Annotated in this window: 15 protein-coding genes; 14 read left to right on the forward strand and 1 reads right to left on the reverse strand. The window is 75.0% G+C overall.

Features of this window, described 5'->3' with window-relative positions:
- The first annotated feature begins 39 nt into the window (after positions 1 to 39).
- Complete coding sequence (locus ACI781_RS03060; RefSeq protein WP_456564607.1) at positions 40 to 207, forward strand: hypothetical protein; 168 nt, start codon at positions 40 to 42, stop codon at positions 205 to 207.
- A gap of 9 nt (positions 208 to 216) precedes the next feature.
- On the opposite strand, the gene ACI781_RS03065 is transcribed toward ACI781_RS03060, so the two are convergent.
- Positions 217 to 1,479 (reverse strand): isochorismate synthase, encoded by a 1,263-nt coding sequence (locus tag ACI781_RS03065; protein ID WP_456564608.1) that lies wholly within the window; start codon positions 1,477 to 1,479, stop codon positions 217 to 219.
- A 62-nt stretch (positions 1,480 to 1,541) separates the two neighbouring features.
- On the opposite strand from ACI781_RS03065, the gene ACI781_RS03070 reads away from it, so the two are divergent.
- The 13 genes from ACI781_RS03070 to nuoK all read left to right on the forward strand — a co-directional run bounded on the left by ACI781_RS03070 (position 1,542) and on the right by nuoK (position 15,471).
- Positions 1,542 to 2,261: a demethylmenaquinone methyltransferase gene (locus ACI781_RS03070; RefSeq protein WP_456564609.1), complete on the forward strand. Its 720-nt coding sequence runs from the start codon at positions 1,542 to 1,544 to the stop codon at positions 2,259 to 2,261.
- Between the two features lie 438 nt (positions 2,262 to 2,699).
- Positions 2,700 to 3,983, forward strand: a complete 1,284-nt coding sequence (locus tag ACI781_RS03075) for a geranylgeranyl reductase family protein (RefSeq protein WP_456564610.1) — start codon at positions 2,700 to 2,702, stop codon at positions 3,981 to 3,983.
- A gap of 87 nt (positions 3,984 to 4,070) precedes the next feature.
- The gene (locus tag ACI781_RS03080; RefSeq protein ID WP_456564611.1) at positions 4,071 to 4,433 is read left to right on the forward strand and encodes an NADH-quinone oxidoreductase subunit A; all 363 of its coding nucleotides are present in this window, start codon (positions 4,071 to 4,073) and stop codon (positions 4,431 to 4,433) included.
- 26 nt (positions 4,434 to 4,459) lie between these two features.
- Entirely contained in the window at positions 4,460 to 5,140 is a 681-nt protein-coding gene (locus ACI781_RS03085; RefSeq protein ID WP_456564612.1) for a NuoB/complex I 20 kDa subunit family protein, read from the forward strand.
- Positions 5,137 to 5,886, forward strand: a complete 750-nt coding sequence (locus ACI781_RS03090) for an NADH-quinone oxidoreductase subunit C (protein ID WP_456564613.1) — start codon at positions 5,137 to 5,139, stop codon at positions 5,884 to 5,886. The genes ACI781_RS03085 and ACI781_RS03090 overlap by 4 nt, the downstream gene beginning before the upstream one ends.
- 10 nt (positions 5,887 to 5,896) lie before the next feature.
- Positions 5,897 to 7,219: an NADH-quinone oxidoreductase subunit D gene (locus tag ACI781_RS03095; RefSeq protein WP_456564614.1), complete on the forward strand. Its 1,323-nt coding sequence runs from the start codon at positions 5,897 to 5,899 to the stop codon at positions 7,217 to 7,219.
- Positions 7,220 to 7,319: 100 nt separating this feature from the next.
- Positions 7,320 to 8,333 (forward strand): NADH-quinone oxidoreductase subunit NuoE, encoded by a 1,014-nt coding sequence (nuoE, locus tag ACI781_RS03100; protein ID WP_456564615.1) that lies wholly within the window; start codon positions 7,320 to 7,322, stop codon positions 8,331 to 8,333.
- Positions 8,334 to 8,337: 4 nt separating this feature from the next.
- Positions 8,338 to 9,666 carry an NADH-quinone oxidoreductase subunit NuoF gene (gene nuoF, locus ACI781_RS03105; RefSeq protein ID WP_456564616.1) on the forward strand — a complete coding sequence of 443 codons (1,329 nt, stop codon included), beginning with the start codon at positions 8,338 to 8,340 and terminating at the stop codon, positions 9,664 to 9,666.
- Positions 9,663 to 12,176 (forward strand): NADH-quinone oxidoreductase subunit G, encoded by a 2,514-nt coding sequence (locus ACI781_RS03110; RefSeq protein WP_456564617.1) that lies wholly within the window; start codon positions 9,663 to 9,665, stop codon positions 12,174 to 12,176. Before nuoF ends, ACI781_RS03110 begins: the two co-directional genes overlap by 4 nt.
- Entirely contained in the window at positions 12,173 to 13,696 is a 1,524-nt protein-coding gene (gene nuoH / locus ACI781_RS03115) for an NADH-quinone oxidoreductase subunit NuoH (protein WP_456564618.1), read from the forward strand. Before ACI781_RS03110 ends, nuoH begins: the two co-directional genes overlap by 4 nt.
- The gene (nuoI, locus tag ACI781_RS03120) at positions 13,689 to 14,333 is read left to right on the forward strand and encodes an NADH-quinone oxidoreductase subunit NuoI (protein WP_456564619.1); all 645 of its coding nucleotides are present in this window, start codon (positions 13,689 to 13,691) and stop codon (positions 14,331 to 14,333) included. The genes nuoH and nuoI overlap by 8 nt, the downstream gene beginning before the upstream one ends.
- Positions 14,330 to 15,175: an NADH-quinone oxidoreductase subunit J gene (locus ACI781_RS03125; RefSeq protein WP_456564620.1), complete on the forward strand. Its 846-nt coding sequence runs from the start codon at positions 14,330 to 14,332 to the stop codon at positions 15,173 to 15,175. The genes nuoI and ACI781_RS03125 overlap by 4 nt, the downstream gene beginning before the upstream one ends.
- Entirely contained in the window at positions 15,172 to 15,471 is a 300-nt protein-coding gene (gene nuoK, locus ACI781_RS03130; protein WP_456546257.1) for an NADH-quinone oxidoreductase subunit NuoK, read from the forward strand. The genes ACI781_RS03125 and nuoK overlap by 4 nt, the downstream gene beginning before the upstream one ends.
- Positions 15,472 to 15,473 lie beyond the last annotated feature (2 nt).

Below are 15,473 nucleotides of genomic sequence, written 5' to 3' on the forward strand. Positions count from 1 at the left end.
GCCGCGGCCGACGCGGCGAGCGCCCAGGGAGGAGTCGTCGTGACCTGGATCTGGATCGTGGTGGCCGTCGTGGTGATCGGTGGGCTGGTGGCCGCCTGGGTGGCCAACGCGGCCCGGCTGGCCCGGGCGAACGGCCAGCTGGGGCGCCGCAGCCCCACCCGCGCGGAGCGGGCCGAGCGGATCGCCCGCGGCGAGGACGACCGCTGACCGACGGGCTCAGCCCTCGAGGGCGGCCTGGAACGCGGCGAACTTCGACTGGGTCTCGGCCAGCTCGGCGGCCGGGTCGGAGCCCGCGACGATGCCGCAGCCGGCGAACAGCCGGGCGGTGGCCGGGTCGTCCGGGGACAGCTGGGCGCAGCGCAGGGCCAGGCCGAACTCCCCGTCACCGCGGGAGTCCAGCCAGCCGACCGGGCCGGCGTAGCGCCCGCGGTCCATGCCCTCGAGCTCGCCGATGAGCGCCGTGGCCCGGTCCGGCGGGGTGCCGCAGACGGCGGCCGTGGGGTGCACGGCGGCGACCAGGTCGAGCAGGCTCGCCGCCGCCCGCGGCCCGGAGCGGCGCTGCGTGCCGGTCACGTCCGACGCCAGGTGGCGCACGTTCGCCAGGGTCAGCAGCGACGGCTCGGCGGGCGCGGTGAGCTCGTCGCAGAACGGCTCGAGGGCCTGCACCAGGGAGTCGACGGCGAGGGTGTGCTCGGCGCGGTCCTTGGCGGAGTCGAGCAGCGCGGCGGCCAGGCGCTCGTCGTCGGCCCCCGCCCCGCGCGGGGCGGTGCCGGCGAGCACGCGGGAGGACAGCCGGCGGCCGGTCCGCCGCAGCAGCAGCTCCGGGGTCGCGCCCAGCAGCCCGTCGACGGCGAACGTCCAGCAGTCGGGGAACCGCGCGGCGAGCCGGTCGAGCAGCCGGCGCGGGTCCAGCGGCACGTCGGCGGTCACCAGCAGGTCGCGGGCGAGCACCACCTTGGCCAGCTCGCCCGCGCCGATGCGGCGCACCGCCGCCCCGACGGCGGCCGACCACGACGCCGGGTCGAGCGCGCCGTCGGCGTAGCGCAGCCGCCCGGGGGCCACCTGGGGTCGCCGCCGGGCCGGGGGCGGGGGAGCGGCGCCGATCGTGGTCGTCCAGGCGACGCCGGCGCGGCGGCCGACCACGACCTGCGGGACGACGAACACCGACGTCCCCGCGGCCGGGTCGAAGGCGACGCTGCCGAAGACGACCGGGCCCGAGCCCGGGACGGCGACCGGGTCCTCGCCGGTGAGCTGCGCGGACAGCTCGTCCCACCACTGCGCGGCCCGGGCGAGCGCGCCGGGGCCGCTGACCTCCAGCCGGGCGGCCTCGCCCCAGCCGACCAGGCCCTCGCCGCGCCGGACCCAGGAGAGCGCGCCGGCGGCCGGGAGCAGGCGCAGCAGCTCCGGGGCGTCGGGCAGCTCCACGGTCGTGACCTCGGACGCGGTGGCGTCCGGCGAGGTCAGGGCCGCTGCGGTCACGACTCCAGAGTAGGCAGCCGTGCGGGCGGGGTGCCGCCGACGGCTCTGTAACGTCAGTCGCCGTGGCTGACCGGCGAGACGACGCGCACACCGCCGGGCTGCGGGCCGGCCTGGACAAGGCCCCCGCCGAGGTCGCGGCGATGTTCGACCGGGTGGCCCGCCGCTACGACGTCACCAACACCGTCCTGTCCGGCGGCCGGGACGCCGGCTGGCGCCGCGCCACCCGCGAGGCGGTGGGTGCGCGGCCGGGCCAGACGGTGCTCGACGTGGCGGCCGGCACCGCCGTCTCGACCGTGGAGCTGGCCGCCGGCGGCGTCACCGCGATCGCGTGCGACTTCTCGCAGGGCATGCTGCGCGCCGGCGCGGACCGGCCGGTGCCCAAGGTGGCCGGCGACGCGATGGCGCTGCCGCTGGCCGACGCCAGCGTGGACGCCGTCGTCATCTCCTTCGGGCTGCGCAACGTCGCCGACCCCGACGCCGCGCTGCGCGAGTTCCTCCGGGTCACCCGGCCCGGCGGGACGCTGGTGGTCTGCGAGTTCTCCAGCCCCACCTGGCGACCGTTCCGCACGGTCTACCTCGAGTACCTGATGCGGGCGCTCCCGCGGATCGCCCGCGCGGTCAGCAGCAACCCCGAGGCGTACGTCTACCTGGCCGAGTCGATCCGCGCCTGGCCCGACCAGCCGGCGCTCGCCGCCCGGGTGCAGGCCGCCGGCTGGGCCGACGTGGCCTGGCGGGACCTCACCGGGGGCGTCGTCGCGCTGCACCGCGCCCGCCGCCCCTGACGCGCCGGCCTCCCCGTACCGTCGCCGCCGCTCCCCGCTGCACCCCTGCTCCCCGGTGCGCCGCCGCTCTCGGTGCGCCGCCGCTCTCGGTGCGCCGCCGCTCCCGTCCCGCCGTCCGCCGTCCGCCGTCCGCCGTCCGCCGTCCGCCTCTGCTGTCCGGCGGCAGTGCCGGGTCGCGGGGACGACCGCCGTCCCACAGCCCGGCGGTGGCGCTCGCACCGCGGCACTGCCGCCGGGCGCGAGTCCCGCACCGCGGCATTGCCGCCGCGCAGGAGCGCCGCGCCCCGCGCCGCGCCGCGCGGGCGCCTCGAGGACGACGGCGAGTGAGCCTGGTCACGGGGGGCTTGTTCCGTGGCTCACACGCGGGCGTAGGCTCGGAGCCGTCGACCTCGTGAAATTCTTCACAAGCGTCTCGGGAACGACCGGAGGGCTGACGACGTGCCGAGGACCCTCGCCGCGGTGCCGGGCGGCGACGAGCTGCGCGCCGACGTCGTCGTGGTCGGCGCGGGTCCCGCGGGCTCGTCGGCGGCCCGCGTGCTGGCGACCGCGGGCCTCGACGTCGTGGTCCTGGAGAAGGCCGACTTCCCCCGCGAGAAGGTCTGCGGCGACGGGCTGACCCCGCGCGGCGTCGCGGCGCTCGACGAGCTGGGCGTCGACACCACCGGCTGGGTCCGCCACCGGGGCCTGCGGGTGTTCGGCGGCGGCGAGGTCGTGGAGGTCGACTGGCCGCGGCTGCGGTCGTGGCCGTCGTACGGGCTGATCCGCACCCGCAGCGACCTGGACACCCTGCTCGCCGACCACGCCGCGGCCGCCGGCGCGCGGGTGCACACCGGCGTCCAGGTGACCGACCCGGAGCTGGACGACGCGGGGCGGGTCGTCGGCGTGCGCATCCTCGTCGGCCCGGCGAGGGAGCCGGCCACCTGGCGCGCGCCGCTGGTGGTCTCCGCCGAGGGGCTGTCCGGGCGGCTGGCCAAGTCGCTCGGCCTGGTCCGCCGGGAGGACCGCCCGCTGGGCGTCGCGGTCCGCCGGTACGTGCGCACCCCCCGCTCGGCCGACGACTACCTCGACATCTCCTTCGACCTGTCCGCCGAGGGCCCCACCGCCGACTCGATGCCCGGCTACGGCTGGTCGTTCGGCATGGGCGACGGCACCGCCAACGTCGGGTTCGGCCTGCTCGACACCCGGCGCGGCACCGGCGCCGAGCACCGCACGGTGCTGCGCCGGTGGCTGGCCACGCTGCCGGAGGAGTGGCAGCTGGGCGAGGAGCACGCGGTCACGCCGCTGCGCGGCGCGGGCCTGCCCATGGCGCTGCACCGCCAGCCGGCCTACACCCGCGGCCTGCTGCTGGCCGGCGACGCGGCCGGGGTGGTCAACCCGTTCAACGGCGAGGGCATCAGCTACGCGCTGGAGACCGGGCGGATGGCCGCCGAGACCGCGGTCGAGGCGCTGCGGCTGCCCGAGGGACCAGCCCGCGAGGCCGCGCTGCGCCGGTACCCGCGGCGGCTGCGCGAGGAGTACGGCCGCCACCACCGGCTGGGCATGGGCTTCCTGGCGCTGCTCGACCGGCCCGACGTCGTCCGCTTCGCCACCGCGCACGGCCTCAAGCGGCCCGCGCTGGTGAACCGCGCGCTGCGGCTGATGGGCAACCTCTCCGACGGCCGGGACGGCGACCGGTTCGACCGGGCGCTGGCCGTGCTGACCCGACTGACCCCGGCGGTGTGAGGTCGACATGACGATCCGATACCGAATGGGCACCGCCCGTCCCCGACGCTCGGCGGACGTGACCGCCGTCACCGTAGGGTGCCGCTGATGCTGTCGACCTACGTGCCGATCGTCGGCCTGTTCGCCCTGGCCGCGGCGTTCGCGCTCTTCTCCGTCACGGCCGCCCCGTTCATCGGCCCCCGCCGCTACAACCGGGCGAAGCTGCAGGCCTACGAGTGCGGCATCGAGCCGGTCGACCAGCCGCTCACCGGCGGCCGCTTCCCGGTGAAGTACTACCTGACCGCGATGTTGTTCATCGTCTTCGACATCGAGATCGTCTTCCTCTACCCGTGGGCCGTCGCCAACGACGCGCTCGGTGTCTTCGGGCTGGTCGAGATGGTCGTGTTCATCGGCACCGTCTTCCTCGCCTACGCCTACGTGTGGCGGCGGGGCGGGCTCGAGTGGGACTGAGCGCCCGGGTGATGGGGGTCTGACCGGTGGGTCTCGAGGAGAAGCTGCCCAGCGGCGTCCTGCTGACGACGGTGGAGAAGCTCGTCAACTGGACGCGGAAGTCGTCGTTCTGGCCGGCGACGTTCGGCCTGGCCTGCTGCGCCATCGAGATGATGGCCACCGGCGCCGGGCGCTACGACCTGGCCCGCTTCGGCATGGAGGTCTTCCGGGCCTCGCCTCGGCAGGCCGACCTGATGATCGTGGCCGGGCGGGTCAGCCAGAAGATGGCGCCGGTGCTGCGCCAGATCTACGACCAGATGCCCGAGCCGCGGTGGGTGCTCGCCATGGGCGTGTGCGCCAGCTCCGGCGGGATGTTCAACAACTACGCGATCGTGCAGGGCGTCGACCACGTCGTCCCGGTGGACATGTACCTGCCCGGCTGCCCGCCGCGGCCGGAGATGCTCATGGACGCGATCCTCAAGCTGCACTACAAGATCCAGCACGAGCCGCTCGGCGAGAAGCGGGCGCGGCAGCTGGCGCGGGCCCGCGAGGAGGGGACGGCGGAGGACCTGCTGGTGGAGATGCCCTCCAGCGTCCGCGTCGACAAGGCCGCCCGGCGCGCCTACGAGCAGGCCGCCGCCGAGGGCCGCACCGGCCAGTTCGCCATCGAGCAGCGCGGCGGCCGCGCCGTCCTGCTGCCCGAGCCCTACGTGCGGAGCCCGCGGTGAGCAGCGACGGCGGCTTCCCCACCCCGGGTCCCGACGGCGGCCGGCAGGGCATCGGCGGCGAGCCCGCCGGTGGCTTCCGCCGCGGCGCCTTCGGCGTCACCGGCAGCGGCGACACCTCCGGTTTCGGTGGCCTGGTCCGGGTCGAGCCCGGCGGCGCGGTCGCGCTGCACTCCACCGAGCGCCCCTACGGCGGGTACTTCGACGAGGTCACCGACGCGCTGGTCGAGGCGGTCGGCGAGGCCACCTACGCCGTCGCGGTCTCGCGGGTGCTCGTCGACCGCGGCGAGATCACCTACTTCGTCCCCCGCGAGCACCTGCTCACCCTGGTGCGGGCGCTGCGGGACGACGAGGCGCTGCGCTTCGAGCTGTGCTCCAGCGTCTCCGGGGTCGACTACCTCGACAGCGGCGGCCCCGCGGTGGCGCCCGGCCGGCCGCGGCTGCACGTCGTCTACCACCTGACGTCGATGACCTACCGGCGCCGCATCCGCCTCGAGGTCGCGGTCACCGCCGAGGACCCGCGGGTGCCGTCGGTGACCGCGGTCTACCCGACCGCGGACTGGCAGGAGCGCGAGACCTACGACATGTTCGGCGTCGTCTTCGACGGCCACCCGTCGCTCACCCGGATCCTCATGCCCGACGACTGGGACGGCTTCCCCCAGCGCAAGGACTACCCGCTGGGCGGCGTGCCCGTGGAGTACCACGACGCGACCATCCCGCCCCCCGACACGCGCCGGTCCTACCGATGAGGGGCTCCCGATGACGAGCACGCAGGACCCCTACGCCGGTTCCCGCGAGACCACCGAGGGCCGCGTCTACACGGTCACCGGCGGCGACTGGGACCAGACCTTCGGCAGCGACCTCGGCGGCGAGGAGCGGCTCGTCGTCAACATGGGGCCGCAGCACCCCTCCACGCACGGCGTGCTGCGGCTGGTGCTCGACCTCGAGGGCGAGACGGTGACCAAGGCGCGGGTGGTCATCGGCTACCTGCACACCGGCATCGAGAAGAACACCGAGTACCGCAACTGGACGCAGGGCACGACCTTCGTCACGCGGATGGACTACCTGTCCCCGCTGTACAACGAGGCCGGCTACTGCATGGCCGTGGAGAAGCTGCTCGGCATCCAGGTGCCGCAGCGGGCGGAGACCATCCGCGTCCTGGTCATGGAGATCAACCGGATCGCCTCGCACCTGGTGGGCCTGGCCACCGGCGGCATGGAGCTGGGCGCGCTCACCGCGATGACCAACGGCTTCCGCGAGCGGGAGCTGTGCCTGGACCTCCTCGAGGAGATCACCGGGCTGCGGATGAACCACGCCTACATCCGCCCCGGCGGGCTCGCCCAGGACCTCCCCCCGGGCGCGGTCGAGCACATCCGCGAGTGGCTGGAGGTCATGCCGAAGCGGCTGGCCGAGTACCACAAGCTGCTGACCGGCCAGCCGATCTGGCAGCGCCGGCTCAAGGACGTCGGCTACCTCGACGTCACCGGCTGCGTGGCGCTCGGCGTCACCGGGCCCTGCCTGCGCGCCGCGGGGCTGCCCTGGGACCTGCGCAAGGTCGAGCCCTACCTCGGCTACGAGACCTACGACTTCGAGGTCCCCACCGCCGACACGTCCGACGCCTGGGGGCGCTACCTGGTCCGCATGGCCGAGATGCAGGAGTCGCTCAAGATCGTCGCGCAGGCGCTGGACCGGCTCGAGCCCGGGCCGGTCATGGTGGAGGACCGCAAGATCGCCTGGCCCGCGCAGCTCTCGCTCGGCGCCGACGGCATGGGCAACTCGCTCGAGCACGTGCAGCACATCATGGCCGGCTCCATGGAGTCGCTGATCCACCACTTCAAGCTGGTCACCGAGGGCTTCCGGGTGCCGGCCGGGCAGGTGTACGTGCCCGTCGAGTCCCCGCGCGGGGAGCTCGGCTACCACGTGGTCAGCGACGGCAGCACCCGCCCGTGGCGGGTCCACGTGCGCGACCCCAGCTTCGTGAACCTGCAGGCCACGGCCGCGATGAGCGAGGGCGGCATGATCGCCGACGTCATCGCGGCGATCGCCTCCATCGACCCCGTCATGGGAGGAGTCGACAGGTGAGTGAGCATCGCAGCGAGCTGGGGGCACCTCCCGCTCGCGGGGGACGGCGAGCGAGGAGCGGAGCGGCCGCGGAGACGACCCAGGAACGGAGAGTCGACCGATGAGCGCGCTCCCCGGATCGGCGGAGGGGACGGCGGTCACCGGGCTGGACAGCAGCCCGGTGGAACCCGCCGCCGCCGACCTGCCGCCGCTGACCGAGCAGACCCGGCTCGAGGCGCGGGCGATCATGGCCCGCTACCCGCAGCCGCGGTCGGCGCTGCTGCCGATGCTGCACCTGGTCCAGTCGGTGCAGGGCTACGTCTCCCCCGAGGGCGTGGCGCTGTGCGCCGAGGAACTGGGGCTGACCAAGGCGGAGGTCGGCGCGGTCGCGACCTTCTACACGATGTACAAGCGCCGGCCCACCGGCCGGCACCTGGTCAGCGTCTGCACGAACACCCTGTGCAACGTCCTGGGCGGCAAGCGGATCTTCGACGCCGTCGCGGCCGACCTCGGCGTCCACCACGACGAGACCGCCGCCGACGGCTCCGTCACCCTCGAGCACGCCGAGTGCCTGGCCGCCTGCGACTACGCGCCCGTGGTGACCGTGGACTACGAGTTCTACGACCAGCAGGACGTCGAGAGCGCCCGCGCGCTGGTCGCGGCCCTGCGCCGGGGCGAGAAGCCGCACCCCACCCGCGGCGCCCCGCTCACCGACTTCCGCGGCGTCTCCCGGCAGCTCGCCGGCTTCTCCCAGCACGCCGACGCGGCCGAGGCCGCCGCCGCGGTCGACGCCCCGTGGTCGGCCGGGCCCACGCTGGCCGGCGTCCACCTCGCCGCCGAGCGCGGCGAGACCGCCCCGCCGATCGGCGGCGGCCCCGGACCCGCGCCGGCCGATCCCGGCGAGGCCCGCGAGACCGTGCGCCCCGACGGCGGGGCGGGCAGGGCGCCCGGCCTGGAGGCCGCCGACGCCCGGGTCGCGGCCGCCGACACCCCCGCCGAGCGGGCCGGCGCCGCCGGCTCGCACCCCGACGCCCCCGAGCCCGCCGGGCGGCGGCTCCCCGACGGCACCACCGGCACCGACACACCCGCGGGGAGCGAGCCGGGCACCTCCGGCCAGGGCCCCGGGAAGGCGTGACCCCATGCCCCTGACCCCCGTCCTCACCTCCCGCTGGGGCGCCGACCGGTCCTGGCGGCTGTCCACCTACGAGTCGCTGGAGGGCTACGCCGCGCTGCGCACCGCGCTGACGATGGCCCCCGACGAGCTCGTCACCCTGGTCAAGGACTCCGGGCTGCGCGGCCGGGGCGGCGCCGGCTTCCCGACCGGCATGAAGTGGAGCTTCATCCCGCAGCCCAAGCCGGGGGAGACCCCCACCGGCCCGGCGGCCAAGCCCAAGTACCTCGTGGTCAACGCCGACGAGGGCGAGCCGGGCACCTGCAAGGACCTGCCGCTGATGATGACCGACCCGCACTCCCTGGTGGAGGGCGTGATCATCTCCGCCTACGCGATCCGGTGCTCCTTCGCGGTCATCTACGTGCGCGGCGAGGCCGTGCACGCCCACCGCCGGCTGGTCAGCGCCGTGCAGGAGGCCTACGCCGCCGGCTACCTCGGCAGGGACGTCCTGGGCTCCGGCTACGACCTGGAGCTCGTCGTGCACGCCGGCGCCGGCGCCTACATCTGCGGCGAGGAGACGGCGCTGCTCGACTCGCTCGAGGGCTACCGCGGCCAGCCGCGCCTCAAGCCGCCGTTCCCCGCCGTCGCCGGCCTCTACGGCGCCCCGACGGTGATCAACAACGTGGAGACGCTGGCCAGCGTGCCGTTCGTCGTCCGCGGCGGGGCCGGGTGGTTCAAGGCGTTCGGCCCGGAGAAGTCGCCCGGGCCGAAGATCTACTCGCTGTCGGGTCGCGTCGTCCGTCCGGGCCAGTACGAGGCCCCCATGGGGACGACGATGCGCGAGCTGCTGGAGATGGCCGGCGGCGTGCGGCCCGGCCACGAGCTGAGGTTCTGGACGCCGGGCGGGTCCTCGACGCCGTACTTCACCGCCGAGCACCTCGACGTCCCGCTCGACTTCGACTCGGTGGCGGCGGCCGGCTCGATGCTCGGCACCACCGCGCTGATGGTCTTCGACGAGACCGACTCGATCGTCGAGGCCACCCTGCGCTTCACCGAGTTCTACGCGCACGAGAGCTGCGGCAAGTGCACCCCCTGCCGCGAGGGCACCTACTGGCTGGTCCAGATCCTGCAGCGGCTGGTCGAGGGCCGGGGCACCGCCGCCGACCTCGACCTGCTGACCGACACCTGCGACAACATCCTCGGCCGGTCCTTCTGCGCCCTCGGGGACGGCGCCACCAGCTGCATCGCCAGCTCGCTGAAGTACTTCCGGGACGACTACGTCGCGCTGCTGCCCCCCGAGGAGCAGGCCCGGCTCGGCCGCTCCCTCCGCCTCGAGCCCGTGGGGGCCGCCTCGTGACACTCGTCAGCCCCGAGCCGGCGGCGGCGGTCCCGCCCGGCACCCCCGGGCCGCACACCCCGCCGGACGCCGTCCGCGCCACGATCGACGGCTTCGACGTCGCCGTGCCGAAGGGGACGCTGGTCATCCGCGCGGCCGAGATGATCGGCGTGCAGATCCCCCGGTTCTGCGACCACCCGCTGCTGGAGCCCGTCGGGGCCTGCCGCCAGTGCCTGGTCGAGGTCGAGGGGCAGCGCAAGCCGGTGGCCTCCTGCACCATGCCGGTGACCGAGGGCATGGTCGTGCACACGCAGCTGACCAGCCCGGTCGCCGACAAGGCGCAGCAGGGCACGATGGAGCTGCTGCTCATCAACCACCCGCTGGACTGCCCGGTCTGCGACAAGGGCGGCGAGTGCCCGCTGCAGAACCAGGCGATGAGCAACGGCCGCGCCGAGAGCCGGTTCGTCGACGTCAAGCGCACCTATCCCAAGCCGCTGCCGATCAGCAGCGAGGTGCTGCTGGACCGGGAGCGCTGCGTGCTGTGCGCCCGCTGCACCCGCTTCTCCCAGCAGGTGGCCGGCGACCCGTTCATCGAGCTGTTCGAGCGGGGCGCGCTGGAGCAGGTGGCGATCTACGAGGACGAGCCGTTCGAGTCCTACTTCTCCGGCAACACCACGCAGATCTGCCCGGTCGGCGCGCTCACCAGCGCCCAGTACCGGTTCCGTTCCCGCCCGTTCGACCTGCGCAGCGAGGACAGCGTCTGCGAACACTGCGCCTCGGGGTGCGCGCAGCGCACCGACTACCGCCGCGGCCGGGTGCTGCGCCGGCTGGCGGGGGAGGACGCTCAGGTCAACGAGGAGTGGAACTGCGACAAGGGCCGCTGGGCCTTCCGCTACGCCACCGCCACCGAGCGGCTGACCACGCCGCTGGTCCGGCGCGACGGCGTCCTGCAGCCGGCGTCCTGGCCGGAGGCGTGGGCGGCGGCCGCGGCGGGGCTGGCCGCGGCCCGGTCGGCGGGCGGGGTCGGCGTGCTGCCCGGCGGCCGGCTGACCGTCGAGGACGCCTACGCCTACGCCAAGTTCGCCCGCCTGGTGCTGGGCACCGCCGACGTCGACGCCCGCGCCCGCGCGCACTCCGCCGAGGAGGAGGCGTTCCTCGCCGCACGCGTCGCCGGCCGCTTCCCCGGTGGGCACGGCCCCGACGACGGCGCGGTGACCTACGACGACCTCGGCGCCGCCCCGGCCGTGCTGCTCGCCGGCTTCGAGCCGGAGGAGGAGTCGCCGATCGTCTTCCTGCGGCTGCGCCGCGCCGTGCGCACCCGCGGGCTGCCGGTGTTCGACCTGGCTCCCTTCGCCACCCGCGCCGCGGTCAAGCTGCAGGCCACCGTGCTGGGCACCCTGCCCGGCACCGAGGCCCGGTCGCTGGCGGCCCTGGCCGCCGGCACGTGGGGCGGGCCCGCGGTCGAGGCGCTGCGGCAGCCCGGCGCGGTGGTCCTCGCCGGCGAGCGGCTGGCCGAGGTCCCCGGCGCCTTCAGCGCGCTGGCCGAGCTGTCCCGGCTCACCGGCGCCCGGGTGGCCTGGGTGCCGCGGCGGGCCGGCGAGCGCGGTGCGGTCGAGGCCGGCGCCCTGCCCGGGCTGCTGCCCGGTGGCCGGGTGGTCACCGACGCCGCGCACCGCGCCGAGGTCGCGGCGCTGTGGGGCCTGGCCCCCGACGCGCTGCCGTCCGCCCCCGGCCGCGACACCACCGCGATCCTCACCGCCGCCCGTGACGGGGCCCTGGGCGGGTTGCTCGTCGGCGGGGTCGACCCCGCCGACCTGCCCGACCCGCGGCTGGCCGAGGCGGCCCTGGCCGGGGCCGGGTTCGTCGTCAGCCTGGAGCTGCTGCCGAGCGCGGTCACCGAGCGCGCCGACGTCGTCCTGCCCGTCGCGGCCGCGCCGGAGAAGGCCGGCAGCTACCTCGACTGGGAGGGCCGGGTGCGCTCGTTCGACGCGACGTTGCACGGCACGGGACAGCTCACCGACGGCCGCGTGCTGCACGGCCTGGCCGAGGCGATGGGCGTCGACCTGCGGCTGCCCGTCGTGGAGGCTGCCCGGGCGGAGCTGGGCGCCCTCGGCCTGCCGGCCCGTGTCGCTCCCGTCCCCGGCCTCGACGTGCCGCCCGCCGCCGACCCCGCCCCGGGGGAGGACGAGGCGGTGCTGGCCTCCTGGCGGCAACTGCTCGACGTCGGCACCCTGCAGCGGGACGAGCCGGAGCTCGCGGGCACTGCCCGCCCGCCGGTCGCCCGGCTGGGCCGCGAGGCCGCGGCCCGCCTGGGCCTGGCCGACGGCGACCGGGTCACCGTCACCGGGGCCACCGGCTCGATCACGCTGCCGGTGCGCGTCACCGAGATGCCCGACCGGGTGGTGTGGGTCCCGATGCGCTCACCGGGCAGCGAGGTCCGCGCGCAGCTGGGCACCGCGCCCGGGGGCATCGTCCGGCTGTCCGCCGCACCCGCGGCCGCCCCCACCGCCCCGACGGGAGGCGTCGCGTGACCGTCCTGGCCACGGCCGACCAGCCGACGCTCGAGGACTTCGGCGGCGACGTCTGGTGGATCGTCCTCATCAAGATCGTCGGGATCTTCGTCGTCCTGGTGCTGATGACGCTGTTCGCCATCGTCTTCGAGCGCAAGGTCGTCTCGCGGATGCAGCAGCGGATCGGGCCCAACCGGGTCGGCCCGCGCGGCTACCTGCAGAGCCTGGCCGACGGCCTGAAGCTGGCGTTCAAGGAAGACATCATGCCGGCGCTGGCGGACAAGCCGGTCTACTTCCTGGCGCCGGTGATCGCCGCCGTGCCGGCCTTCCTCGCCTTCTCGGTGATCCCGCTGGGCCCGACGGTGAGCATCTTCGGCGAGCGCACCCCGCTGCAGCTCACCGACGCCCCGATCGGCGTGCTCGTGGTGCTCGCCTGCTCGGCCATGGGGGTCTACGGCATCGTGCTGGCGGGCTGGGCCTCCGGCTCGACCTACCCGCTGCTGGGCGGCCTGCGCAGCGCCGCGCAGATGGTCAGCTATGAGATCGCGATGGGCCTGTCGATCGTCGCGGTGTTCCTCTACGCCGGGTCCATGTCGACGTCGGAGATCGTCGCCGCGCAGGCCGACGGCAACGAGGTCTCCTTCTTCGGCCTGGAGTTCACCGGGCCCAGCTGGTTCGCCGTCCTGCTGCCCGTCAGCTTCGTGATCTACGCCGTCGCCGTCGTCGGCGAGACCAACCGGGCGCCCTTCGACCTGCCCGAGGCCGAGAGCGAGCTGGTCGGCGGCTTCCACACCGAGTACTCGTCGCTGAAGTTCGCGCTGTTCTTCCTGGCCGAGTACATCAACATGGTCACCGTCTCCGCCCTGGCCGCGACGCTGTTCCTCGGCGGCTGGCGGGCCCCGTGGCCGCTGTCGATCTGGGACGGCGCCAACTCCGGCTGGTGGCCTGTGCTGTGGTTCTTCGGCAAGGTCGTCGTCGCGCTGTTCGTGTTCATCTGGCTGCGCGGCACGCTGCCCCGGCTCCGCTACGACCAGTTCATGCGCTTCGGGTGGAAGGTGCTCGTCCCGACCGCGCTGGCCTGGATCCTCGTGGTGGCCACGATGCGGACGGTGGCCCGCGAGGCCGACCTCTCCACCGGCCAGGTGGCGCTGTTCGTCGGCGTGCCCATCGCGCTGCTCGTCCTCGCCGGACTGCTGGTGGCCAGCCGGGCGAGCAACCGGGACACCCGGATCATGGCGGAGGAGGCCACCGCGGGCGCGGTCCACGCGACCGACCCCGAGCCCGAGGTGCTCGCCCCCGTCGGGCCGCGCCGCCGGCCCGCGCAGCGCACCGGCCCCAGCCGGGCCGAGGGCGGCTTCCCGATCCCCCCGCTGGACCTGGCGGTCCCGCCCTCGCCGCGGCTGCGGCGGGCCGAGCCGGTCGGCGGCCCCGCCCGTGCCGACGGCGGCGTGGTGGCCACCGGCCGCCGCGGCAGCACCCGGTCCGGCTCGCGGCCCGCGGGCACCCCCACGACCAGCGGCATGGAGGACGGCAGTGTCTGACCCGACGCCCGAGCGCGGCGACCGCCCGGCGACCCGCGGCGGCGAGGTCGAGCGGTCCGCGCGCGGCGGCGAGCTCGAGCGGGCCGGCCGCGGTGCCACACCGGCGCCGGCCGGCCGCCGCAGCCTGCTGCCCGCACCGGGGCAGGGGTTCGGCGTCACCTTCGCGCAGATCTTCCGCAAGGTGACGACCGAGGAGTACCCCGAGGTCCCGAAGGTGACCAAGCCGCGCTACCACGGCCGGCACGTGCTCAACCGGCACCCCGACGGGCTGGAGAAGTGCGTGGGCTGCGAGCTGTGCGCCTGGGCCTGCCCCGCGGACGCCATCTACGTGGAGGGCGGGGACAACACCGAGGAGGCCCGGTACTCGCCCGGCGAGCGGTACGGCCGCGTCTACCAGATCAACTACCTGCGCTGCATCTTCTGCGGCCTGTGCATCGAGGCCTGCCCGACCCGGTCGCTGACCATGAGCAACGACTTCGAGCTGGCCGACGACAACCGGCGGGACCTGATCTACACCAAGGAGCAGCTGATGGCCCCGCTGCTGCCGGGCATGGAGGCGCCGCCGCACGCGATGCGGCTGGGTGAGGACGAGAAGGCCTACTACCTGGCGGCCACCCAGCGCGGGGAGCAGGCGTGAGCGCCGGAGGCGGCGAGGTGCTCGCGGCCGCGGCCGACACGAGCGTCTCGCTGGGCACCGGGGAGGCCGTCGTCTTCTGGGTGCTCGGGCCGATCGCCCTGGCCGGCGCCCTGGGGATGGTGTTCTCCCGCAACGCCGTTCACTCGGCGCTGTGGCTGGTCAACACGATGCTCGCGCTGGGCGTGTTCTACGTCGTCCAGGAGGCCCCGTTCCTCGGGGCGGTGCAGATCATCGTCTATACCGGCGCGATCATGATCCTCTTCCTGTTCGTGCTGATGCTGGTCGGCCGCGACTCGTCGGACTCGGTGGTGGAGACGCTGCGCGGGCAGCGGGTCGCCGCGATCGTGCTCGGCGTCGGGTTCGCCGGGCTGGTGGGCGCCGGCATCGCCCGGGCCACCCAGGACCTGTCGCCCCGGGGCCTGGACGACGCCCAGCCCGACGGCAACATCCAGGCGATCGCCGAGCTGCTGTTCACCCGCTACCTGCTGGCCTTCGAGGTCACCAGCGCGCTGCTGATCACCGCCGCGGTCGGCGCGATGGTGCTGGCCCACATCGAGCGGGAGCCCGGCACGCGCCAGACGCAGAAGGAGCTGTCCCGCGCCCGGTTCCTGACCAGCGACCGGCCGCAGACGCTGCCCGGCCCCGGCGTCTTCGCCCGCGCGGACTCCGTCGCCGCTCCCGCCCTGCTCCCCGACGGCCGGCCGGCCGAGGACAGCTTCGCCACCGGCATCGAGCCCCAGGAGGTCGACCAGATGCCGCGCCCCACCGGACGCCGCCAGCTGGGGAGTCCCGACCTCATGGGCGGCAGCGCGGACGGTGCGGCCGGGGGAGACCCCCGATGACGCTCGCGCACTACCTGGTGCTCGCCGCCATCCTGTTCACCATCGGCGCGGTCGGCGTCCTGGTCCGGCGCAACGCGATCGTCGTGTTCATGTGCGTGGAGCTGATGCTCAACTCGGTGAACCTGACGCTGGTCACCTTCGCCCGTGCGACCGGCACCGTCGACGGCCAGATCATGGCCTTCTTCGTGATGGTCGTGGCCGCCGCCGAGGTCGTGGTCGGCCTGGCGATCATCATGTCGATCTACCGGACCCGCCGCTCGGCGTCCGTCGACGACGCCAACCTCCTGAAGTACTGACG

It is taken from the genome of Blastococcus sp. SYSU D00695, from assembly GCF_054050555.1.